Origin of the sequence: Curtobacterium sp. KBS0715 (assembly GCF_005938005.2) — a bacterium.
Taxonomy (GTDB): domain Bacteria; phylum Actinomycetota; class Actinomycetes; order Actinomycetales; family Microbacteriaceae; genus Curtobacterium; species Curtobacterium flaccumfaciens.
On sequence record NZ_VCCA02000001.1, the window covers coordinates 265,805 to 287,406 of the forward strand.

Genomic DNA, 21,602 nt, shown 5'->3' on the forward strand with positions numbered 1-21,602 from the left:
CGCCCCGCGCCTCCAGTCCGTCAGTGGTGACGTCCGTCAACCAGCGGAGACGGTGTTCTCCTTGCCGACCACCTGCGTGACGGCCTTGTCGTAGGCGGCAGCCGCGTCCTTCGGCGACTGCTGACCCGTCATGACCGCTTCCATCGCGACCTGGATCGCGTTGGACACCTGCGAGTAGTCACTCGTCGCCGGGCGGAAGTTGGTGTTCTCCACCAGCCCCGAGAAGAACTTGAACGTCGGGTTCGCCGCCGTGTAGGCCGGGTCGTCCGCGACGTCCTTGCGGACGGCGATCTGGCTGTTCTCGGTGTCGTACTTCAGCGAACCGTCCTTGTCGAGGAAGCTCGTGATGAAGTCGAACGCCGCCTGCGGGTTCTTCGACTTCGCGCCGACCGCCAGGGTCCAGCCGCCGGACATCGAGTTGTAGCCGGGAGCCTGCCCGTTCTGGGTCGGCATGGGTGCCTGGCCCATCACGTCGTTCCACTCGGGCCACGGCGCGGTGCCGGACTTGAGCCACGTGCCGGACTGCCACGAACCGTCCAGGTCGATCGCGAGCTTGCCCTTCGGCAGCCACGTCTGGGCGATGGTCGTGCCGACGTTCGTGTCGAGCGCCTGCTGCGGTGTCGGGCCGAGGCCGCCCTGGTAGACGTCCTTCACGAACTTGAGCGAGTCCTCGAACTGCTTCGAGCCGGTGACCCACTTCTTGTCCTTGTACAGGGTGTTGCCGGAGCCGTCGGCGCCGTACAGGAGCATCTCGAAGCCCTGCATGGTCGAGGCCTCGCCCTGCGCCTTGCCCGAGTAGATGTTGAACGGGATGACGTCGGGCTGCTTGTCCTTGATGGTCTTCGCCGCCGAGAGCACGTCGTCCCACGTCTTCGGCTTCCACGGGACCTCGAGCCCGGCCTTCTCGAAGATGTCCTTGTTGTACCAGAGGGCTCGGGTGTCGGTGCCCATCGGGACGCCGTAGATCTTGCCGTCGTCACCCTGCCCGGCCTGCTTGGCGTTGTCGAAGAACTGGTCCCACTCGTCCCACTTGTCCGTGTACTTGTCGAGTGGCAGCAGGTAGCCCGCCTCGGCATCGGCCTTGACGAGGAACGTGTCCTCGTACATGACGTCCGGGGCGGTGGCCGGTGCCTTGTTCATGAGCGCGAGCTTCGTGTAGTAGTCGTTGCCCTGCGCTTGGATGGGCACGAGGGTGACCTTCTTGCCGGGGTTGTCCTTCTCGTACTGCTTCTTGACGACCTTCATCTGGGCGTCGAGCTGCTGGAAGGCGCCGAACTTCTGGTACGCGATCTTGATCGTGTCGCTCGAGGCGGACCCCGAGCTCGAGCAGCCAGCCAGACCGACTGCGGCCACGGCCACAGCTGCGAGTCCGGCGATGATGCGGGTGCGTTTCATCGGTGCTCCTTTGCACGGGTGATGTCCGCGGGCACCATCGCCCGCGCGCAGGATTAGTCCACCGTATTGACTTAACCGTGTCAAGGAGTTTCTGGGGCGGGTGCCGGGTCGATCCGGGCGTACCGGGTCGAATCTGGCGTACCCGGTCGGAAGTTTCGACCAGGTACGCCCGATTCCGCTTCCCATCGCGTGCGTTCTGGGAAGGAACGTCCGTCAGGAGATCGGCGTCGCGCTCCCCGTCACCGTGATCCCGCCGGCATCGGGGACGTCCACGAGCAGCAGACTCGGACGCCCGACGTGCCGCCCCTGCCGGATCGTGATGCGGTCGCCCGGCAGCGCTGCACCGATCTGCCGCAGGTACGCCCCGGTCGACGCCGCGGCCGATCCCGTCGCCGGGTCCTCGGTGATGCGCCCGGCGGGGAACAGGTTGCGCGCCTCGTACTCCTGGTCACCGGTGCGGTGCAGCACCGTGACGGTCCCCGCCCATCCGGCCTCGCGTTTGAGCTCGGCCAGGGGGCCCGGCGCGAACCGGAACTGGTGGAACAGCTCGCGGTCGTGCAGCACGAGGACCGGGTGCCAGTTGCCGGCGAAGGACTCCAGCACCGGGAACCCCGGAGCGATGTCCGCCGCCTCGAGCCCGAGCAGGTCGAACAGCCGCGCCAGCAGGGCCGGGTCGAGGCCGCGTGTGGCGGGCTCGACGCTCGTCATCGCGACCTGCACCGCGCCGTCCGCACCGACGGTCGCATCGAGGGCGACCTCGCCGGCCAGGGTCGTGAACACCCGGCGGCCCGGCCCCTCGCGCTCGGCCAACGCGACGGCCAGTGCGACGGTGGCGTGCCCGCAGAACGGGACCTCGGCGCTCGGCGAGAAGTAGCGGACCCGCGGCCCGGTCGCCGTCGCACCGACGACGAAGGCGGTCTCGGGGTACCCGACCTGCCTGGCGACCGCGAGCATCTGGTCGTCGGACAGCCCGGCCGCGTCGAGCACGAGCCCGGCGGGGTTGCCACCGCCCGGCTCGGCGGCGAAGGCGGTGTACCGGAGGATCTCCTGCTGCATGCCCCCGACGCTACTGCGGCGTCACGACCGGGTGCGCGGGCCGATCACCGACGGGTGGCACGGCGTGCTGCGGTGCCCAGGTGGGGCTAACCCCCGACCGCTTCCGGGTGCGCACGTGATGTTTCAGCGCTGCGACCGTCGCGAGACTGGATCCATGAGCACCGACACGCGCCCCACCACCGCCCGCCGCACCCTCCGGATCGCCCTCGCCTCCACCGCTGCGGTGTCCGCCCTGCTGCTGACCGCCGGCTGCAGCGCGATCCAGGACATCGTGCCCAACAAGACCCCGCAGAAGCACTTCGACGCGTACTCCGACGCCCCGCGCTCCGGGGAGTCCGAGGACCTGGCGTTCTTCATGCCGAAGTGGGTGCCGGAGGACGCGAAGGACATCGACGTCCGCCTCCACGTCTCGCAGCCCGGGTACGTCATCGGGTTCGCCTCGAAGGACGGCGTCGACGTGGACGACTGCACCCCGCTCGACGAGTCGTACGGCGGCACGGCGATGACCGCCGACTTCCTGCCCGAGGAACTCCCGACCAAGGGCCTGGTCACCTGCGGCGACGGTCGCGCGGTCACCGAGATCGACGGCCGCTGGTACGGCTGGACCACGAAGGACGCCATCCCCGGTCAGGACGACACCCAGACCATGCACGGCACCGAGCACTGAACGAGCACCGAGCACTGAACGCACGCGCCCACCGGCCTGGAGGCGCGGGGCGGCCCCGCACCGCGCCTCCCGTCCGCCGCGCGGTCGCGCCCACCGCACCCGGTGAGCAGAAACAGTCGGGTCCGCTGTTCGAACCCGACCATTCCTGCTCACGAAGTGCGCCCGTGGGGCGTGGGGACTACTCCGCAGCCACCGTCCGACGTCGGCGTCGCACGACCAGCACACCCGCACCCGCCGCGAACAGCAGGAACGCCACCACCGCACCGGCACCGAGCCCCGCAGCGCCCGTGAACGCGAGCTGCCCATCCGCGGTGATCGTGATCGGGGTCCACCCGATCAACGACCCGTCAGCAGCCGTCACCGCCAACCGGTGCACCCCAGCCACCGTGTCCGCCGGGATCGTCACCCGAACCGTCCCGTCAGCAGCCACCACCGCCATACCGATCAACGTCGGCTCCGAGAACAACCACACGTTCACCGTGTCACCGGCCGACGCCGTGCCCACCGTCACCGTGATCGTCTCCCCCGCACGAGCGGTCGCCGGAGCAGACACCCCACCACGACTCGCCTCCGTCAACAGCGACCCCGACGGCGCCACCGGAGCAACCGGGGCAGCCGAGGGACCCGGTGTCGGACCCGCGGTGGGCGTCCCACCCGGTGTCGGAACCGGCGTCGGCGTCGTGCCACCGTCGCCCGGGGTCGGGGTCGGGGTCGGGGTCGGCTCCGTGCCCGGGTCGGTGTCGCCGCCCTCGCACGGGTACGTCCCCGTGCGGAGCGAGAACCCGTCCGTGTCGTTGTCGTCGGCGTAGAAGGTCGCGCGCTCCCCGTCGGTGCAGACGCCCGAGATCGCGAAGCCCTCGTTGGCGAGCGTGCGGTCGGCTGCCGACGGCGCCTCGTACAGCGTCGACGCGGCGAAGACTCCGTCGGTCACCTCGTACAGCGCGGTCCGACCTGAGCACACCTCGTCGCAGACCACCCAGAGCGCGTCGAGCGTCGGGTCGAACTGCACGTCGGCGACGACGGCGAGCGAGGTCGCGATCGTGGCGACCCGCGCCGAGGACCCGTCGTCCATCAGGGCGTAGGCGTACACGCTCGCGGTGCCCTCGACCCCGACGAAGAACAGGCCCTCGCCGTGTCCGGCGTAGCGCGACGGTGCGTAGGCGGTCCCCGTGTGCTCGTCGGTGAAGCCGTGCGCGGTGAGCCAGGTGTCCGGGATCCAGGTGATGCCCTCGAGGCCGGCGTTCGCGCCGAGCCCGGGGAAGTCCGCGGCGAGGTTCCACTCGTCGGTGGCCCGCAGGGTGCCCTCGGAGCCGTCGGTCGTGGCGTAGCGCAGGACCGACGGGCGGCTCGTGCTCGACACGTCGTTGTTCCGCTCGGTCGACACGTAGACGGCGCCGGGGTCGTCGCTCGTGACCGTCACACCCTCGGCGTCCGGTGTGCCCGTGCCGTCGGCGTAGCGCAGGTCGGTGCCCGCGGCGTTCGACGGCGCCCAGCCGCCCGTGCCGTCCGAGGTCAGGTGGTAGAGCAGGCCGTCGCCGTTCTGCACGGCCCAGAGCTGCCCGTCCCGCGAGGTCCCCGAGGTCGTCCAGTCGAGGCCGCTCAGGTCACCGGTGAAGGTGTCCTCGTCGTCGAGCACGGTCTCGTCCGGGCCGCCGGGCCAGGCCTCGGCGGTGACGACGCCGGCGAACCGGTTCGCCGCGCCCTTCGTGGGTGCTGCCGTCTCGGCGAAGTCCCCGGTGCCGTCGGGGTTGCGGCCGTACGTCGTGCTCGCGTGCGCCGTCCACGAGGTCGAGTCGACGACCGCACCGCGGGCGTCGAAGAGCCGCACGGAGTCCGCCTTGCCGAGTCCGAAGCCGAACGCCGCCTCGTCGAGGACGGTGAAGCCCCCGGCCGCGACGGTCGTGCCCGCGGGGATCGTGTACGTGTGGTCGTCCTCGCTGTCACGTAGCAAGTAGCCGCCCAGGTCGACGGTGGTGCTGCCGGTGTTGGTCAGCTCCACCCAGTCGCCGGGCGTGCCGTCCTGCGACTCGACCTCGTTGATCCGCACGGGCGAGGAGCAGTCGTTCGCAGTCCCCTTGGTCGAGGCCGTGGTGTCCACGAGCGGCCCGACACCGTCGGCGCAGCGACCGTAGGTGACACCCGCGTGGGTCGTCCACGCGTACCGGAGCACCAGGTCGCCGGCGGGGTCGTAGAGACGCACGGTGTCGGCGCCACCGAGCCCGAAGTCGAAGCCGGGGGCGGTCGCGGACAGCTGGTCGACGACGAAGTACCCGCCGGCGGCGATCGTCGAGCCGGCGGGCAGGACGTAGGCGTCGTGCGAGCTGTCGGAGTCGAGGAACGCGTACCCGGTCAGGTCGATCGCGGCACCCGAGGTGTTCTTGAGCTCGACCCAGTCGGTGTCGTCGGCGTTCGACTCGACCTCGTTGATGACGAGGCCGTTCGCCGCGACGGCGCCGACGGCCGGGTCGTCGTCACCGACGGCGGCGAGGGCCGGGTCGTCGTCACCGACGGCGGCGAGGGCCGGGCTGGCGGTGACGACACCGGCCGCGACGACCAGGGCGGTCGCGACGACTGCGCCGATCCGCATCGTGGGTGGGCGCAGGGCAGGAGCACGCATGCAGGGTCCTTCTCGGGGGAGAGAGCGGGCGGAGACCTGCACGACTGTTCAGCATCCACGCGACCGGCCGGTGGCCGACGGGTGAACGGGCGGTGTCCCGGGTCGCGACCGGTGCCCTGGACGCGCGGCGTGCGGACGGGAGGCGCGGGTCGGGGCCGCACCGCGCCTCCCGTCCGCCCTGCGGTCGCGCTCACCGCATCCGGTGAGCAGAAGGTGAGCGCGCGCCGTCAGCGCCGGATCAGCAGGGTGCTGGCCCGCGGCGAGAGCGCGGCGTCGAGCACCAGGCAGGCGGCACCCACGGCGGCGACGTCGGCACCGCGGTCGCTCTCCACCACCTGCACGGCGTGCTTCGGCACGAGCAACGGCGACCCGACGATGGCGGTCCGCGCAGCCGGCAGCGCAGCACTCGCGATGCGCGACCAGAACGGGCCGCCGAACACCACGCGGTCGATGTCGAGCAGGTTCACGATGAGGACGACGGCGTTCCCCATGACGGTGCCGGCCTCGGCCGCGAGCGTGACGGCGGTGTCGTCCCCGTCGGCGATCGCCGCGGCGAGCTCGTCCCACGCGGCGTTCACGGCGTCGACCGAGTCGGCATCCGCGGCGTCGGCGTCTGCACCTGGTTCCGTGACCGCTCCGCCCGACAGCGCGAGCCCCCGCGATCGCGCGATCCGCACCAGCCGGTCCGGCGCGACGGCTGCACCGACCTCGCCGCGCGTGCCCGAGCCGTCCGGGGTGCCCGCGAGGGCCCCCTGGTCGACCATGATGTGCCCGGCGTCGCCCGCGTTGGACCCCACCCCGCGCACGGGTTCGTGGTCGACGACGAGCCCGACGCCGAACCCGGTGCCGAAGTACACGAACGCGAAGTTCCGGGCCGAGGACTCCCCCGCCAGGAACATCTCGCCGACCGCGGCGGCCGTGACGTCCTTCTCGAGCAGGACCGGGTAGCCGGTGGCCTCGGCGAGCGCATCGCGCAGCGGCACGTCCCGCCACCGGGGCAGGAACGGCGGGTCGACCACGATGCCGGCCTCGACGTCGATGGGTCCGGGGCTCGCGATCCCGACGCCGAGCACGCTGTCGACGGCCACCCCGGCGTCGGCGACGAGCCCGTCGACGGCCGAGGCGATGGTGCGCACCACCTCGGACGGGTCGTCGGCCGTGGGGGTCGAGGTGGTGGACGCGGCGACGACGGTGCCGGCGAGGTCGAGCAGCACGTAGGTGACGACGGCCGGGTCGACGTGCACGCCGACCGCGTACCGGCTGCCCGGTTCGAGCCGCAGGATGGTGCGGGGCTTGCCGCGGCCGGACACGACGGTGCCGGACTCCGCGATCATGCCGGCCTCGATCAGGAACCGGGTGACGTTCGACACGGTCTGCGCGCTCAGTCCGGTGCGGGCTGCGAGTTCGACGCGGCTCAGGCCGTCGGGAGAGCGGCGGACGGCGTCCAGCACCACGGTGCGGTTGAACCCGCCGATCGACGGGAGGTTCGCTCCGCGTCGATGCTCTGCCATGCCGCGACCATACCGCGGCAACGGTGCGGTCTCGGTCTGCCGTCGTCACTGGCTTCCGCAGGGTCAGCACCGTTACCCTGGCCGCATGTCCGACCTGCGCCTGGAAGAACTCTCCGCGAAGACCGCTGCCGCGGCCAACTCCCTGACGCTCAAGCCGGGCCAGGAACAGTTCGTGCAGCCGACCACCTACGGGGTCGCCGAGTCCGACGTCAAGCCGAGCTCCGCGTGGACCCGTGTCGTCCTCGACAACGACGAGGTCCTCGGCCTGATCATCGGTTCGTTCGACGCCGACAACGCGCAGGAAGAGCTGCGCAGCTGCATCTGGCGCGTCAACGTGGCGGCGAGCGCACAGGGCCGGGGCGTCGGTCGCTTCGCCGTGCACGGTCTGGCGGACGAGGCACGCAGCCGTGGGTTCGAGCGACTGACGGTCGTGTACGAGCCGGGCGGCGACGACAGCCCCGAGGCGTTCTTCCGCGCCGTGGGCTTCGAGGTCGTTCGCGAGACCCAGTACGGCGACCACTTCGCGGTCCTGACGCTCTAGCGCTCCCCGACGACGTACGATCCGACGCCGTGGCATCCGACACCGTGCCGTCCGACGATGCCGGCGACTTCGGTGCGGCCGTCGCCGAGGTGGTGCGGATGATCCCGCCGGGTCACGTCATGACGTACGGCGACGTCGCCGCGGCCCTCGGGTCGCGGGCGTCGCGTGCCGTCGGCAAGGTGATGGCGCACGAGGGCGCCGACCTGCCGTGGTGGCGCGTGGTGCGCGCGGGTGGGCACCCGCCGCTGCACCACGAGGCCCGGGCACTCGAGCACTACCGCGTCGAGGGGACGCCGCTCGTGCAGGGGACGTCGACCTGGAGGCTCGACATGCGTCGTGCGCGCTGGTCACCAGCCACGGACGCGGACGACCCGTTCTGATCCCGGTCCGCGCAGATCGGCCCGCCGGGGGTCCGCCCCGGATCGGCCGTCAGCGGTCGAAGCGCGCACCCTTCGGGTTCGCGGGCAGCAGGCACAGCACGTACACGATGAGCGAGCCGAGGCCCGGCAGCACGTGCAGGAACTGCCAGAACCCGGACAGGTTCGCGTCGTGCAGCCGTCGGGCGCCGAGCGCGAGCGATCCGATGAGCGTCGCGAGCACCCACAGCATGAACAGGTACGAGCCGACGGGGTTCTCGAGCGCCGGGGTGTCCGGCGTGAACACCTGCGGCACGAGCTGCAGCACGAGCCCGATCGCGAACGACGTCAGCCACCACCACCAGAACTCGGCGCGCGATGCCCGTCCGGTGAACACGGTGTACTTCCGCCAGAACCGTCGGACGGCCTCGGTGAAGGGGGCACCGTAGAAGGGGTCGTGCAGGGCGACGCCGCCGGGCTGCACCACGCTGTCGTTGCTCATGGAGCAAGCCAACCACGTGGTGCAGCCCGATCGGGGCCTAGACGAGCGAGTCGCGCCAGGCCGCGTGCAGCTGGGCGAACCGCCCGGTGCCGGCGATGAGGTCGGCGGGGGTGCCGTCCTCGACGATCCGGCCGTGTTCCATCACGAGCACCCGGTGGGCGATCGCGACGGTGGACAGCCGGTGCGCGATGATCACCGCGGTGCGGTCGGCGAGCAGGGTCTCCAGACCCTCTTGCACGAGTCGCTCCGAGGGGATGTCGAGCGACGCCGTGGCCTCGTCGAGGATGAGCACCTTCGGGTCCGCGATGAACGCCCGCGCGAACGAGAGCAGCTGCCGCTGACCCGCCGAGACACGACCGCCGCGCTTGTTCACGTCGGTGTCGTACCCGTCGGGCAGCGCCATGATGAACTCGTGCGCGCCGACGGCCTTGGCGCTCGCCTCGATCTCCGCACGCGACGCACCGGGCTTGCCGAGCGCGATGTTGTCCGCGACGGTGCCGGAGAACAGGTACGCCTCTTGTGTGACCATGACGATCGCGCGGCGCATGTCCTTCGTGTCGAGGTCGCGCAGGTCCACGCCGTCGAGCTTCACCGAGCCCTGGGTCGGGTCGTAGAAGCGCGCCATGAGCTTGGCGAGCGTCGACTTGCCGGCTCCGGTGGACCCGACGAGGGCGATGGTCTGCCCCGACGGGATGTGCAGGTCGAACTCCGGCAGCACGACCTTGCCCTTGTTGTAGGCGAAGACGACCTCGTCGAAGTCCATCTTCCCGGTGGCGTCCGCCAGACGGGTGGGCTTCACGGGGTCCGGCACGCTCGGCCGTTCCTCGAGGACGCCGGAGATCTTCTCCATCGCCGCCGAGGCCGACTGGTACCCGTTGTAGAACATCGCGAGTTCCTGCGCCGGGTCGAAGAAGCGCTTGGCGTACAGCGCGACCGCGAGCAGCGCACCGACCTCGAGCGTCCCGCCGACGATCCGGAAGCCACCCACGATGACGACCGCGGCGAGCGTCGCGTTGCCGATGAGCACGAGCACCGGGTCGAAGGTCCCGAACAGGTTGAACACCTTCGTGTTCGCCACCCGGTAGTCCTCGACGTAGCCGCCGTACTCGTCACGGTTGCGGGACTCCTTGCGGAACGCCTGCACCGCGCGGATGCCCGTCATCGTCTCGACGAAGTGCACGATGACGCGCGCCGAGGTGACACGGGTGGAGCGGAACAGCGTCTGCGAGTTCGTCTGGAACCAGCGGATCAGGAACCAGAGCGGCACGAGCGACACCGCGAGCACGAGCCCGGACGTCGGGTCGAGCAGCACCAGGGCCACGGCGGTGAACGCCATGTAGAGCACGCCCTGGATGAGCTGGTTCAGTCCGGAGTCGAGCAGCTCGCGGATCGAGTCGAGGTCACTCGTCTGGCGCGAGATGATCCGGCCCGACGTGTAGGTCTCGTGGAACTCGAGCGAGAGCCGCTGCGTGTGCAGGAACACCCGCTTGCGCAGGTCGAACAGGATCGCCTGGCTGATCCGTGCCGCGAGCACCGTGTACCAGGCCGTGAGCACCGCACCGAGGACGGCCACGACGATGTACGTCGCGACGACGCCGAACGCCGGCACCCAGTCGTTCCGGTCCATCACCGCGGGCAGGGCGTTGTCGATGCCCCACGCGATGAGCGCCGGACCCGCGACGGTGCCGGCGGTCGAGACCACGACCACGATGCCGAGCAGCACCAGCCGGAGCTTCAGCGGTGCGGCGAGGGACCCGAGCAGGGCGAGGGACCGGCGCCGCAGGCGCTTGCTCTCGGCCTTCGTGAAGTCCTCACGCTCCTCGCCGCGCACGCCCATGGTGGTGATCGAGGCGGTGACGGGCGCGGCAGACTGCTCGTCCGGAGCTTCCTGCGGGACGGACGCCGTGCCTCCCGGCAGGTTCTGGTCGGTCTGCTGGCTCATGCCATCGCCTCCTGTCGTGCGGTCGCGTCGTCGTCGTCGAGCGACGAGATGACGTAGCGGTAGTGCTCGTTGGTGGCCATCAGGTCGTGGTGGGTCCCGACAGCCGTGACGACGCCGTTCTCCATCAGGGCGACCCGGTCGGCCAGCGTCACCGTCGACGGACGGTGCGCCACGATGAGCGACGTGGTGTCGGCGAGCACGCGTCGCAGGCCCGCCTCGACCCGCGCCTCGGTGTCGACGTCGAGCGCCGACAGCGGGTCGTCGAGCACCAGCACCGACGGCCGCGCGGCGATCGCTCGGGCGAGTGCCAGGCGCTGACGCTGGCCACCGGACAGCGACAGCCCCTCTTCACCGACCCGGGTGTCGACGCCGTCGGGCAGGTCGTCCACGAAGGACGCCTGCGCGATGTCGAGCGCCTCGCGCATGAGCGCCTCGGCCTCGGCACCCTGCACGTCCGGTCGACCGAGCAGCACGTTCTCACGCACGGTCGACGAGAACAGGGTGGCATCCTCGAAGGCGACGCCGACGTGCCGGCGCAGTTCCTCGCGGGTGAGGTCGCGGATGTCGACCCCGTCGATCGTCACCGAACCGCCGGTCACGTCGTACAGACGCGGCACGAGCGAGAGCAGCGTCGTCTTGCCGCAGCCGGTGAGCCCGACGAGCGCCATGGTCTCGCCCGGCTGCAGCTGCAGTTCGACGCCGTTGATCAGGTCCGGGTACTGCGGCGCGGAGTCCTGGTACCGGAAGTGCACGCCGTTGAACGACAGGGCACCGTGCGGCTCGGCGATCGTCTTCGGGTGCTCCGGGTCCGTGATGGTGTTCTCGGAGTCCATGACCTCGAAGAAGCGGTCGACCGCCGTGCGGGTGTCGAACGTCATCGAGAGCAGGAAGCCGATCGACTCGATCGGGAACCGCAGCACCGTCGCCGTCGCGAAGAACGCGAACAGCTGGCCGACGCTGAGCTGCCCCTGCGACGCCAGCCAGATGCCGGCGAGCAGGCACAGGGCGAACGCGACGTCCGGCACGAGCAACAGCCACAGCCAGATGCCCGCGATGGCCTTCGCCTTCTTGATCTCGGTGCCGCGCAGGGCCTCGGCCTGCTCGCTGAACTCCTCGAGCTTCGCGCCGCCGCGACCGAACGCCTTGAGCACGCGGATGCCGTGCACCGACTGCTCGACGCTCGTGGCGAGGTCACCGACCTGGTCCTGGCTGCGGCGTGCGACGGCGGAGTACCGGCGCTCGAACAGCAGGCCGTTGATCCACAGCGGGATCGACGCGATCAGGAAGATGAGCCCGAGGATCCAGCCGAAGGTGAACAGCACGACGAAGCCGACGACGATCGTCACGATGTTCACGACGAGCAGGACGACCCCGAAGGCCAGCCAGCGCCGGATCAGTGACAGGTCCGACACGGAACGGGACAGCAGCTGCCCGGACTCCCAGCGGTCGTGGAACGCGACCGGCAGGTCCTGCAGCTTCGCGTAGAGCGAGTTGCGCATGCTGGTCTCGATGCGGGTCGAGGGGCGCATCACCAGCCGGCGGCGCGAGGCGATGAAGAACGCCTCGAGCACACCGAGTGCGAGCACCCCGAGCCCGGCGGGCCAGATCTGTGCCGAGTCGCGCGACGACAGCGGACCGTCGACGAGCCACTGCAGCACGTAGGGGATTGCGAGCGCCACCAGGGAGGCTCCCATCGCTGCGGCGATGCCGCCGATGAGGCGCCCCTGGTAGGGCTTCACGTAGGGGTAGATCCGCGCGATCGCGCGGAAGGTGGACGGGCGCGCCGTGGTGGGCGACTTGGACATGCGTTGCGTCCTCATGCGTCTGCCGGGTCCCCGGGTCGCGCTGCGCGGTGCGTGCTTGCTGCTTGCTTGCTTGCTTGCTTGCTTGCTTGCTTGCTGCTTGCTTGCTTGCTTGCTTGCTTGCTTGCTCGCGTGGCGCGGCTTCGGCCTGGAGGCTCGGTGTGGCGTTGCGTGGTGATCATCGGCCGGGCGCGTGGTCGCGTCTCCGCCGTCACTCGCGTGACGTCGGTCGGGCCGGAGGCGCCGAGGGACGATCGTCCCCCGGGTTCAGGCGGGTGGTTCGCGGACGCCGGTGGTGCTGCGCCGCGGGGCCGTGGGAACGGCCCGACTAGACGGCGGCCGCGGCGCGGGGCCGCGGTGCGATCAGGGATCGCCGTGCGGGAGTGGTCCCCACGACGGACACGAGACCTGCGCGGGCGGCCGTCGCCACGGTTCCGGTCATGTTGTCCATCGTCACTCCAGTCGTCGTCTTCGTCACCGTTGTGTCCACGGTGCCGCCGGTCCCGAGGGATCGTCGGCTGCCTGCCGCGGAGCCTTACAGACTATTCACAGTGACTCACGGCGCGCAATGGTTCGCCACCATTTGTTCACATCAGTGGAAGAAGTGGCGCTCGCTCGTGAAGTACATCGTGACGCCGGCGGCCTTCGCCGCGGCGATGACCTCGTCGTCGCGGACACTGCCACCGGGCTGCGCCACCGCACGGACACCGGCGTCGAGCAGCACCTGCAGGCCGTCGGCGAACGGGAAGAACGCGTCCGACGCCGCCACGCTGCCGGTCGCGCGGTCACCGGCCCGGTTCACCGCGAGGTGGCAGGAGTCGACCCGGTTGACCTGGCCCATGCCGACGCCGACGCTCGCGCCCTGGTTCGCCAGCAGGATGGCGTTCGACTTCACCGAACGGCTCGCACGCCACGCGAAGGCCAGGTCGGCGAGGGTCTGTTCGTCGGCGGGCTCGCCGGCGACGAGGGTCCAGGTGGCCTGGTCGAAGCCCGTGAAGCGGTCGGCGTCCTGCACCAGGAACCCGCCGGAGATCTGCTTGACCTCGCGGTCGGCGAGCGCGAAGTCGGCCGGCAGCGTGAGCAGGCGGATGTTCTTCTTGCGCGACAGGATCTCGAGCGCCTCGGGGTCGAACCCGGGGGCGACGACGACCTCGGTGAAGATGTCCTTCACGGTCTCGGCCATGGCCACGGTGACCGGGCGGTTCGCGGCGATGACCCCGCCGAACGCCGAGAGCGGGTCGCAGGCGTGCGCGGCGGCGTGGGCCGAGGCGATCGGGTCGGCGGAGTCGGCCGGGGCGATCGCGATGCCGCACGGGTTGGCGTGCTTGATGATCGCGACGGCGGGCTCGTCGAAGTCGAAGGCCGCGCGGACCGCTGCGTCGGCGTCGACGTAGTTGTTGTACGACATCTCCTTGCCGTGCAGCTGCGTCGCCTGTGCGATGCCGGTACCGCCCGACGTCGTGTAGAGCGCCGCGGCCTGGTGGGCGTTCTCGCCGTAGCGCAGGGTCGCCGACAGCTCGGCCTCGACCGCCAGGTGCTCGTCGAACGCACCGGGGGTCCGGATGTCGCCGGCGGTCGTCGGGGCCGCAGCGGCGGTGACGACGTCGCTCGCGAAGTAGGACGCCACCGCGGTGTCGTAGGCGGCGGTGTGCGCGAAGGCCTGGGCTGCGAGGCGCTTCCGGAGCTCGAGCGTGGTGCCGCCGGCACGCACGGCCTCGACGACCTCGGGGTAGGACGCCGGGGACACGACGATCGCCACGTTCGGGTGGTTCTTCGCCGACGCACGGACCATCGCGGGGCCACCGATGTCGACGTTCTCGACCACGGTCGCGGTGTCGGCACCCGACGCCACCGTCTCGACGAACGGGTAGAGGTTCACGACGACGAGCTCGAACGGCGCGATGTCGAGGTCGGCGAGCTGCTGCTCGTGCGACTCGAGCCGCAGGTCGGCGAGCAGGCCGGCGTGCACCGACGGGTGCAGGGTCTTCACCCGGCCGTCGAGCGACTCGGGGAACCCGGTGACGCTCGCGACGTCGGTGACGGCGTAGCCGGCGTCACGGATCGTCTGCGCGGTGGAGCCGGTCGACACGATCTCGACCCCGGAGTCGGCCAGGGCGCCGGCGAGCTCGAGCAGGCCGGACTTGTCGCTCACCGAGATGAGTGCACGGCGGACCGGGACCACGTCACGGTCGCGGTAGAGGCTGGGGTCGGCTGCGTGCACGCTCATGCGCTCGGGGTGCCCTTCAGGTCGGTGGTGCCGTTGGCGATGTCGAGGATGGTCTGGATGAGCAGGCGGCGCTCGACCGGCTTGATCCGGTCGTGCAGCGTCGACTCGGTGTCGCCCGGCAGCACCGGGATGCGCTCCTGCGCGAGGATCGGCCCCGTGTCGACGCCGTCGTCGACCGCGATGACGCTCGCGCCGGTCTCGGTGACCCCGGCGGCCAGGGCATCCCGCACGCCGTGGGCGCCGGGGAACTCGGGCAGGTACGCCGGGTGCGTGTTGATGATCCCCGGGGCGAACTCGGACACCACGGCCGGGGGCAGCAGGCGCATCAGGCCGGAGAGCACGAGCAGGTCGGGCGACCACGGGCGGATCTGCTCCGCCAGGGCCTGACCCCACTCGGCGCGCGAGTCGTAGCGGGTGAACGGCACCGTGAAGGTCGGGATCGAGAACTCCTCGCCCAGGCCGAGGCCCTCGGCGTCACGATCGGCACCGATGGCGACGACACGGGCGGGGTACTCGGCGTCGAAGGTCGCTTCGAGCAGGGCTCGGAGGTTCGACCCGGTACCGGAGATCAGGACGACCAGTTCGAGCACGGCACCAACCCTACCGGCAGGCACGCACCCGACGGGCGCTGTTACCGGTCGTCCTTCGGCTGCCGCCACCAGGGCAGTTCGTCCTCGGGGATCTGGTCGGTGACGTCCCACTTCGCCGGCCGGGACTGCTCCGCCGGCTTCGAGGCGGGCGCTCGGGTGTCCGGCGCGACGTCCACGCGGTCCGCCTCGGCCGTCTCGTCGACGTCGTCCCGGCCGGCGACGAACTCCTCGGTGCTCCACGGGAACGCGGGCTGGGCGTCGGTGGGCACCGGGGTGGGTGCAGCTGCCGGGGCGGGCGCTGCGGGCCGCTCGGAGCCGGGGCGCTGGGGCTCGGCGTCGGAGCCGGTCACGCGGTCGCGGAGTGCACCGGCTCGTCCCCGGACACCCTCGGCCGCGTCGGCCAGGCGGTCGCGGAGGCCACCCAGGGCTGCTCGTCCGGCGCTGCGGCGCTCCGGTCCGGGCTCGGCGGCCAGGCGGTCGGCGGCCACCGCGTCGGTCTTCGCCCAGTCGGGGAGCTCGACGTCGTGATCGGTGTCACCGGCGCGCGGTGCGACGGGCGCGGGTGCGGGTGCGGGTGGGGAGGTGGGCCGTGCGGGGGCGGAGGTGGGCCGTGCGGTTGCGGCGTCGGCGGGCTCGCTGCTGACCGGCTCGGTCGCGTGCTCGGTCGTCGCGCGGGGCCGTGCAGCGGTCGACCCGTCGTGGGACTCCTCGACCACGAAGCGGTGCACGTCGGTGGTGCGCCCGGCGCCGGCCTGGTCGAGCGCGGCGAGCAGGGACCCCTCGCCGACGTCGACCCCGGCGTGCGCCGTGTCGTGGTCATGGTCGGGTTCGTCGGCCTCGGTCCAGCGCTCCCGCGTCCATCCACGGTCCGGCAGCCGGACCAGGTCGCTGCCCGCGGCGAGGGCGATGATCGCCGGCAGGCCGACCTCGAGCGCGGCGAACCCACCGACCGCCAGGGCGTTCGGGCCGACGTCGGTCAGGCGCCCGGGGCCGAACGAGCCGGACGACACCCAGGCGATGAGCCCCGTGAGCACACCGGCCACGAGTCCTGCGACGACACCGCCGAGCGCACGGTGCAGCGCGGAGTCGGCGGCGCCCAGGGCCCGCACCAACCGCGGTCGCATCGAGCCGCCGATCGCGAACCCGGCGATGACCGGCACGAGGATCCAGACGAGCCCGAAGGTGTGACCGGAGGTCGGCAAGGCGCCGAAGACCGGCAGACCGGGGATCGGACCCAGGGTCGTGGCGATCGGGGAGACGCTCGACCCGGTGCCGATGGCGAACCCGGGGCCGATCAACCACGAGGTCGCCCACCCGACGAAGTCCGGCAGGAACGCGAGCTGCCCGACCGTGAGCGCGACGCCGCCGATGATCCCGGCGTGCGACTGCTCGTACAGGGTGATGACCTCGGCGAACGAGGTGAAGAGCAGCAGACCGACGAGCACCGCGGCCACGCCGACGACCACGGCGGTCGCGGCGGTCCCGGCGCGCAGGCCGAACCCGGCGACGGACCGCCAGACGGCGGGGATGCGGTCGACCAGGTCGATGACGCGCTGGGTGCCGGCGTCGGCCGGCAGGTCACGGCGACGACGGCAGACCTCGGAGGCGGCGAGTGCGGGGATCCCGAACCAGAGTGCCGGCAGCACCACGGCCTGCCAGAGCGTGGGGCGGGTGGCGGCGGAGGTCGACGACAGCGCGACGGCCAGACCGAGGAGCGCGACGACGGCGGTCCCGACCAGCAGCCCGGTGGTGCGGTGCTCGGTCTCCGCGAACCGCCGTCCGGCGCGGGCGCCGAGCCAGGCCGTCACGACCGCGAACCCGAGGGCCGCCAGGGTGACCTGGATGGGGTCGGCGGCGCCACTGACCCCGGTGCTCTTGGCGAGTGCGGACCCGAGCAGGAACGAGACGTCGACGCCGTGTCCGACGAGCCACACGCTGCCGGTGGCCTTCCAGAACACGTCCCAGTCGATCTGCAGGCCGTACTCGAACCCCCAGAGCAGCGTCAGGGGCACGAGGGCGATCCCGATGCCGACGCCGACCGTCACGACCGCCTCGATCGCGGCGAGCAGAGCGGTTCCCAGGCGGTTCATCGCAGCGAGGATACGTGCCCCTCGCGCGGCCGCCCCGGAGCCGCGCGGCTGCCGACGCAAAACACCGGTGTTCGCAGGACGAACACGCGCAGGACGCGGTTCAACCGACGAACACCGGTGTTGTGCGGAACGGACGAACCGCTAGCGAGCGGCGACGACCTCGCGCAGCAGCGCGGCGGTCTCGGACGGCGTCTTGCCGACCTTGACGCCGGCGGCCTCGAGCGCCTGCTTCTTCGCCTCGGCGGTACCGGCCGAACCGGACACGATCGCGCCGGCGTGGCCCATCGTCTTGCCCTCGGGAGCGGTGAAGCCCGCGACGTAGCCGACGACCGGCTTGGTGACGTGCGCCTTGATGAACTCGGCGGCACGCTCTTCCGCGTCGCCACCGATCTCGCCGATCATGACGATGGCCTCGGTCTCGGGGTCGGCCTCGAACGCGGCGAGCGCGTCGATGTGCGTGGTGCCGATGACCGGGTCGCCGCCGATGCCGATGGCGGTCGAGAAGCCCAGGTCTCGGAGCTCGTACATCATCTGGTAGGTCAGGGTGCCGGACTTCGAGACGAGCCCGATCGGGCCCTTGCCGGTGATCGTCGCCGGGGTGATGCCGACGAGGGACTCCCCCGGGGTGATGATGCCGGGGCAGTTCGGCCCGATGATCCGGGTCGTCCCGCCCTTCGCCTTGGCGTGCGCCCAGAACTCGGCCGAGTCCTGCACGGGGATGCCCTCGGTGATGACGACGACGAGCGGGATCTCGGCGTCGATGGCCTCGGTCACAGCGTCCTTCGCGAAGGCCGGCGGGACGAAGACGATCGAGACGTCGGCACCGGTGGTGTCGATGGCCTCGCGTACCGAGCCGAAGACCGGCAACGACACGTCGCCGTGGGTGACGGTGGTGCCGGCCTTGCGGGCGTTGACACCGCCGACGACGTTCGTGCCGGCCTTGAGCATCAGCGCGGTGTGCTTCGTGCCCTCGCCACCGGTGATGCCCTGGACGATGACCTTGGAGTCCTTGTTGAGGAAGATCGACATGGTCAGTCCCTTCAGGCCGCTGCGGCGGCGAGTTCGGCGGCCTTCTCGGCCGCATCGTCCATGGTCGCGGCGACGGTGACGAGCGGGTGCGCTGCCTCCGCCAGGATCCGGCGACCCTCTTCCACGTTGTTGCCGTCGAGGCGCACGACGAGCGGCTTGGTGGCCGCGTCGCCGAGGATGCCGAGCGCGGCGACGATGCCGTTCGCGACGGCGTCGCAGGCGGTGATGCCGCCGAAGACGTTCACGAAAACGCTCTTCACCTGCGGGTCGCCGAGGATGACGTCGAGGCCGTTGGCCATGACCTCGGCCGAGGCGCCGCCGCCGATGTCGAGGAAGTTGGCGGGCTTCACGCCGCCGTGGCGCTCACCGGCGTAGGCGACGACGTCGAGCGTCGACATGACGAGCCCCGCACCGTTGCCGATGACGCCGACCTGGCCATCGAGCTTGACGTAGTTCAGCCCGTGGGCCTTCGCCTTGGCCTCGAGCGGGTCCTCGCTGGCGGTGTCCTCGAGGTCCTTGTGGCCCTCGTGGCGGAAGTCGGCGTTCTCGTCGAGCGAGACCTTGCCGTCGAGTGCCAGGATCTGGCCGTCGCCGGTGCGGACGAGGGGGTTCACCTCGACGAGGGTCGCATCCTCGCCCTTGTAGACGTCGTAGAGCTTGACGAAGACGTCGGCGACGGCGTCCTGCAGCTCCGATGGGAAGTTCGCCTGCGCGGCGATCTCGAGCGCGGCGGCCTTGTCGATGCCCGTCAGCGGGTCGACCTCGACCCGGGCGAGCGCCTCGGGCTTCTCGACGGCGAGCTGCTCGATCTCCATCCCGCCCTCGACGCTGGTGAGCGAGAGGTAGGAGCGGTTGGCCCGGTCGAGCAGCACGGAGAAGTAGAACTCCTCGGCGATGTCCGCACCCTGGGCGACCATGACGCGCTGGACGGTGTGGCCCTTGATGTCGAGGCCGAGGATGGCCTGCGCGTGCTCGAACGCCTCGTCCGGGGTCTTCGCGACCTTCACGCCACCGGCCTTGCCGCGACCGCCGACCTTCACCTGCGCCTTGACGACCACGACGCCACCGATCTTCTCGGCCGCCGCCTTCGCCTGCTCGGGGGTGTCGGCGATGATCCCCTGCAACACGGGGACGCCGTAGGACTCGAAGAGGTCCCTGGCCTGATACTCGAAAAGATCCACGCTGTTCTTCTTCCCGCACGGTTCGTGCGATCGGCATCGGTTTCCCGGTCGCGCACTCCACATCGAGGGTCGCTCGATGTCGAGACAACGGCCGCCACGCAGCCTAGCGCTGCTCGGTGGACGGCCGGTGCACGTCGGACACAGCCGGGTACCCGCCGATCAGGACCGGGCACCGGGAGCGCATGAGCCGCTGCGCGCACCGCTGGGACCGGCCCGAGCTCGCGCTCGGCAGTGTGGATCGGTGCAACCCGAACTCCGTACCCGTGCCACCGAGGTCTTCGGCTGGAAGCTCCGCCCCGACCAGGAGTCGGTCATCGACGCCGTGCTCGAACGCCGTGACGCCCTGGCGGTCATGCCCACCGGATCGGGCAAGTCCGCGATCTACCAGGTCGCCGGCCTCGGACTGGACGGCCTCGTCGTGGTCGTCTCCCCGCTCGTCGCGCTGCAGGAGGACCAGGTGGTCGGGCTCGAGCACCATCCCGACGCGCCCCGACCCGTCGCCCTGAACGCCACGAAGAAGGCACGGGACGTCGCCGATGCGTGGGACGCCGTCGCCGCGGGCGAGGTCGGCTACGTGTTCCTCGCCCCCGAACAGCTGGTGAAGGACGACGTGCTCGAGCGCCTCCGCGATGCCGGGGTCGCGCTGGTCGCCGTCGACGAGGCGCACTGCATCTCGTCGTGGGGTCACGACTTCCGACCGGACTACCTGGCGCTCGGCGAGGTCGCGGAGCGCCTGGGCCGCCCGCCGGTGCTCGCCCTGACCGCGACGGGTTCCGCTCCGGTCCGCGACGACATCGTCGAGCGGCTCGGCATGCGCGACCCGTTCGTGCTCGCCTCGGGGTTCGACCGTCCCGGCATCCGGCTCGAGGTGGTCCGGCACGCCGAGGACGCCGAGAAGCGCCAGGCCGTGGTCGACCAGGTCGCCGAGCTCGACGGACCCACGGTCGTCTACGTCGCCACCCGCGCCGCGACCACGGAGTACGCCGACGCCCTCGCCGCCCGTGGTCGCCGCGCGCAGCCGTACCACGCCGGCATGCGGGTGGCGGAGCGCGAGGCCGTGCACACCGGGTTCCTGGACGGCGACGTCGACGTGGTGGTCGCGACGAGTGCCTTCGGCATGGGCATCGACAAGCCCGACGTCCGGTACGTCGTGCACGCCGACGTCCCCGAGTCGATCGACGCCTACTACCAGGAGATCGGGCGGGCCGGGCGGGACGCCGAACCGGCCGGCGCCACCCTGCACTACCGCGCCGAGGACTTCGGCCTGCGCACGTTCTTCGCGTCCGGCTCGCCGCGACCCGCCTCGGTCCGGGCCGTGTTCGACGCCGTCCCGGCGACCGGCTCGATCGCCCGCTCCGCACTGGTGGAGGCCGCTGGACTGTCGGCCCGCACCGCCGGTCGAGCACTCAACGCCCTGCTCGACGCCGGCGCCCTGCGCGACGACGTCGACGGTGTCTCCCGGGTGCCGGACGGCCCGCAGGACGCCGACCGTGCGGCACGTGCGACAGCCGACCGTGCCGCCGAACGGGAACGGGTCGAGGAGTCCCGAATCGCCATGATGCGCCAGCTCGCCGAGACGACCGGGTGCCGCCGGCAGTTCCTGCTCGGCTACTTCGGCGACGAGCTGCCGGAGCCGTGCGGGAACTGCGACACCTGCTCGTCCGGCACGGCTCGCGAGGCCTCCGCCCACGTCGCCGACGGTGCGAACGACGAAGCGTGGCCGCCGGATGCGCGCGTCGAGCACGCCGAGTGGGGCACGGGCGTGGTGATGAGCACGGAAGAGGACCGCATCACGGTGTTCTTCGAGTCCGCCGGCTACCGCACCCTCGCACTCGCCGACGTCGAGCAACGCGACCTGCTCGAACGCGTCTGACCGAAACCAGGGACGAAAGCGCAGGCGGTCAGCGCACCGGCCCGGACGACCCGGGCGGGGAAGGCGCGGTCGCTCGACCACCCGTCGGCGACCGCGCTCCACTCCCCCGAGCATCGGCGATGCTGCCGTGGCGGTGTGACCGGCAGGTGACGCCCGGGTGAACACGACACGAAACCGGACGGCCGCCAAGCGCCGGCGGGTAGGCAGGAAGCCCGCAACGGAA

At 71.3% G+C, this 21,602-nt stretch carries 16 protein-coding genes; 4 read left to right on the plus strand and 12 right to left on the minus strand.

From position 1 onward, the window contains the following. Positions 1-36 precede the first annotated feature (36 nt). Together FFG40_RS01310 and FFG40_RS01315 are read right to left on the minus strand one after the other, a co-directional pair. Positions 37-1,395, minus strand: a complete 1,359-nt coding sequence (locus FFG40_RS01310) for an extracellular solute-binding protein (protein ID WP_138802002.1) — start codon at positions 1,393-1,395, stop codon at positions 37-39. A 213-nt stretch (positions 1,396-1,608) separates the two neighbouring features. Next, positions 1,609-2,451 carry a PhzF family phenazine biosynthesis protein gene (locus tag FFG40_RS01315; RefSeq protein ID WP_138802003.1) on the minus strand — a complete coding sequence of 281 codons (843 nt, stop codon included), beginning with the start codon at positions 2,449-2,451 and terminating at the stop codon, positions 1,609-1,611. A 154-nt stretch (positions 2,452-2,605) separates the two neighbouring features. On the opposite strand from FFG40_RS01315, the gene FFG40_RS01320 reads away from it, so the two are divergent. After that, positions 2,606-3,118 (plus strand): hypothetical protein, encoded by a 513-nt coding sequence (locus tag FFG40_RS01320; RefSeq protein WP_071245384.1) that lies wholly within the window; start codon positions 2,606-2,608, stop codon positions 3,116-3,118. A gap of 178 nt (positions 3,119-3,296) precedes the next feature. On the opposite strand, the gene FFG40_RS01325 is transcribed toward FFG40_RS01320, so the two are convergent. Continuing rightward, positions 3,297-5,735, minus strand: coding sequence for a lamin tail domain-containing protein (locus tag FFG40_RS01325; protein ID WP_138802004.1), 2,439 nt, complete (start codon positions 5,733-5,735; stop codon positions 3,297-3,299). Positions 5,736-5,962: 227 nt separating this feature from the next. Continuing rightward, complete coding sequence (locus FFG40_RS01330) at positions 5,963-7,246, minus strand: ROK family transcriptional regulator (protein WP_138802005.1); 1,284 nt, start codon at positions 7,244-7,246, stop codon at positions 5,963-5,965. 85 nt (positions 7,247-7,331) lie between these two features. Here FFG40_RS01330 and FFG40_RS01335 point away from each other — a divergent pair, with 85 nt between their 5' ends. Then, complete coding sequence (locus tag FFG40_RS01335) at positions 7,332-7,787, plus strand: GNAT family N-acetyltransferase (RefSeq protein WP_138802006.1); 456 nt, start codon at positions 7,332-7,334, stop codon at positions 7,785-7,787. Positions 7,788-7,816: 29 nt separating this feature from the next. Next, entirely contained in the window at positions 7,817-8,167 is a 351-nt protein-coding gene (locus tag FFG40_RS01340; protein ID WP_260678761.1) for an MGMT family protein, read from the plus strand. 49 nt (positions 8,168-8,216) lie between these two features. On the opposite strand, the gene FFG40_RS01345 is transcribed toward FFG40_RS01340, so the two are convergent. From FFG40_RS01345 to sucC, 8 genes are all read right to left on the minus strand, one after another. Next, a complete protein-coding gene (locus tag FFG40_RS01345; RefSeq protein ID WP_027466671.1) occupies positions 8,217-8,645 on the minus strand; it encodes a DUF805 domain-containing protein in 429 nt (142 codons plus the stop codon). Positions 8,646-8,682: 37 nt separating this feature from the next. After that, positions 8,683-10,482, minus strand: coding sequence for an ABC transporter ATP-binding protein (locus FFG40_RS01350; protein WP_138803384.1), 1,800 nt, complete (start codon positions 10,480-10,482; stop codon positions 8,683-8,685). Positions 10,483-10,583: 101 nt separating this feature from the next. Continuing rightward, positions 10,584-12,392: an ABC transporter ATP-binding protein gene (locus tag FFG40_RS01355; RefSeq protein ID WP_138802007.1), complete on the minus strand. Its 1,809-nt coding sequence runs from the start codon at positions 12,390-12,392 to the stop codon at positions 10,584-10,586. 589 nt (positions 12,393-12,981) lie between these two features. After that, positions 12,982-14,616, minus strand: coding sequence for a bifunctional phosphoribosylaminoimidazolecarboxamide formyltransferase/IMP cyclohydrolase (gene purH / locus FFG40_RS01365; RefSeq protein WP_138802009.1), 1,635 nt, complete (start codon positions 14,614-14,616; stop codon positions 12,982-12,984). After that, positions 14,613-15,206: a phosphoribosylglycinamide formyltransferase gene (gene purN, locus FFG40_RS01370; protein WP_071404669.1), complete on the minus strand. Its 594-nt coding sequence runs from the start codon at positions 15,204-15,206 to the stop codon at positions 14,613-14,615. The genes purH and purN overlap by 4 nt, the downstream gene beginning before the upstream one ends. Positions 15,207-15,247: 41 nt before the next feature. Next, complete coding sequence (locus tag FFG40_RS16955; protein ID WP_185974059.1) at positions 15,248-17,296, minus strand: DUF6350 family protein; 2,049 nt, start codon at positions 17,294-17,296, stop codon at positions 15,248-15,250. A 141-nt stretch (positions 17,297-17,437) separates the two neighbouring features. Then, on the minus strand, positions 17,438-18,325 hold the full coding sequence (gene sucD, locus FFG40_RS01380) for a succinate--CoA ligase subunit alpha (RefSeq protein ID WP_071250213.1): 888 nt from the start codon (positions 18,323-18,325) through the stop codon (positions 17,438-17,440). 11 nt (positions 18,326-18,336) lie between these two features. Then, a complete protein-coding gene (gene sucC / locus FFG40_RS01385) occupies positions 18,337-19,506 on the minus strand; it encodes an ADP-forming succinate--CoA ligase subunit beta (RefSeq protein ID WP_110863167.1) in 1,170 nt (389 codons plus the stop codon). A 241-nt stretch (positions 19,507-19,747) separates the two neighbouring features. Between sucC and FFG40_RS01390 the strand changes: the two genes are divergently transcribed. Beyond that, positions 19,748-21,379, plus strand: a complete 1,632-nt coding sequence (locus FFG40_RS01390) for a RecQ family ATP-dependent DNA helicase (RefSeq protein ID WP_138802010.1) — start codon at positions 19,748-19,750, stop codon at positions 21,377-21,379. Positions 21,380-21,602: the final 223 nt, after the last annotated feature.

Coding starts and splice junctions, on each gene's coding strand:
- FFG40_RS01310 (WP_138802002.1), bottom strand. CDS start 1,395: ATGAAACGCACCCGCATCATCGCCGGACTCGCAGCTGTGGCCGTGGCC.
- FFG40_RS01315 (WP_138802003.1), bottom strand. CDS start 2,451: ATGCAGCAGGAGATCCTCCGGTACACCGCCTTCGCCGCCGAGCCGGGC.
- FFG40_RS01320 (WP_071245384.1), top strand. CDS start 2,606: ATGAGCACCGACACGCGCCCCACCACCGCCCGCCGCACCCTCCGGATC.
- FFG40_RS01325 (WP_138802004.1), bottom strand. CDS start 5,735: ATGCGTGCTCCTGCCCTGCGCCCACCCACGATGCGGATCGGCGCAGTC.
- FFG40_RS01330 (WP_138802005.1), bottom strand. CDS start 7,246: ATGGCAGAGCATCGACGCGGAGCGAACCTCCCGTCGATCGGCGGGTTC.
- FFG40_RS01335 (WP_138802006.1), top strand. CDS start 7,332: ATGTCCGACCTGCGCCTGGAAGAACTCTCCGCGAAGACCGCTGCCGCG.
- FFG40_RS01345 (WP_027466671.1), bottom strand. CDS start 8,645: ATGAGCAACGACAGCGTGGTGCAGCCCGGCGGCGTCGCCCTGCACGAC.
- FFG40_RS01350 (WP_138803384.1), bottom strand. CDS start 10,482: ATGGGCGTGCGCGGCGAGGAGCGTGAGGACTTCACGAAGGCCGAGAGC.
- FFG40_RS01355 (WP_138802007.1), bottom strand. CDS start 12,392: ATGTCCAAGTCGCCCACCACGGCGCGCCCGTCCACCTTCCGCGCGATC.
- purH (WP_138802009.1), bottom strand. CDS start 14,616: ATGAGCGTGCACGCAGCCGACCCCAGCCTCTACCGCGACCGTGACGTG.
- FFG40_RS16955 (WP_185974059.1), bottom strand. CDS start 17,296: ATGAACCGCCTGGGAACCGCTCTGCTCGCCGCGATCGAGGCGGTCGTG.
- sucD (WP_071250213.1), bottom strand. CDS start 18,325: ATGTCGATCTTCCTCAACAAGGACTCCAAGGTCATCGTCCAGGGCATC.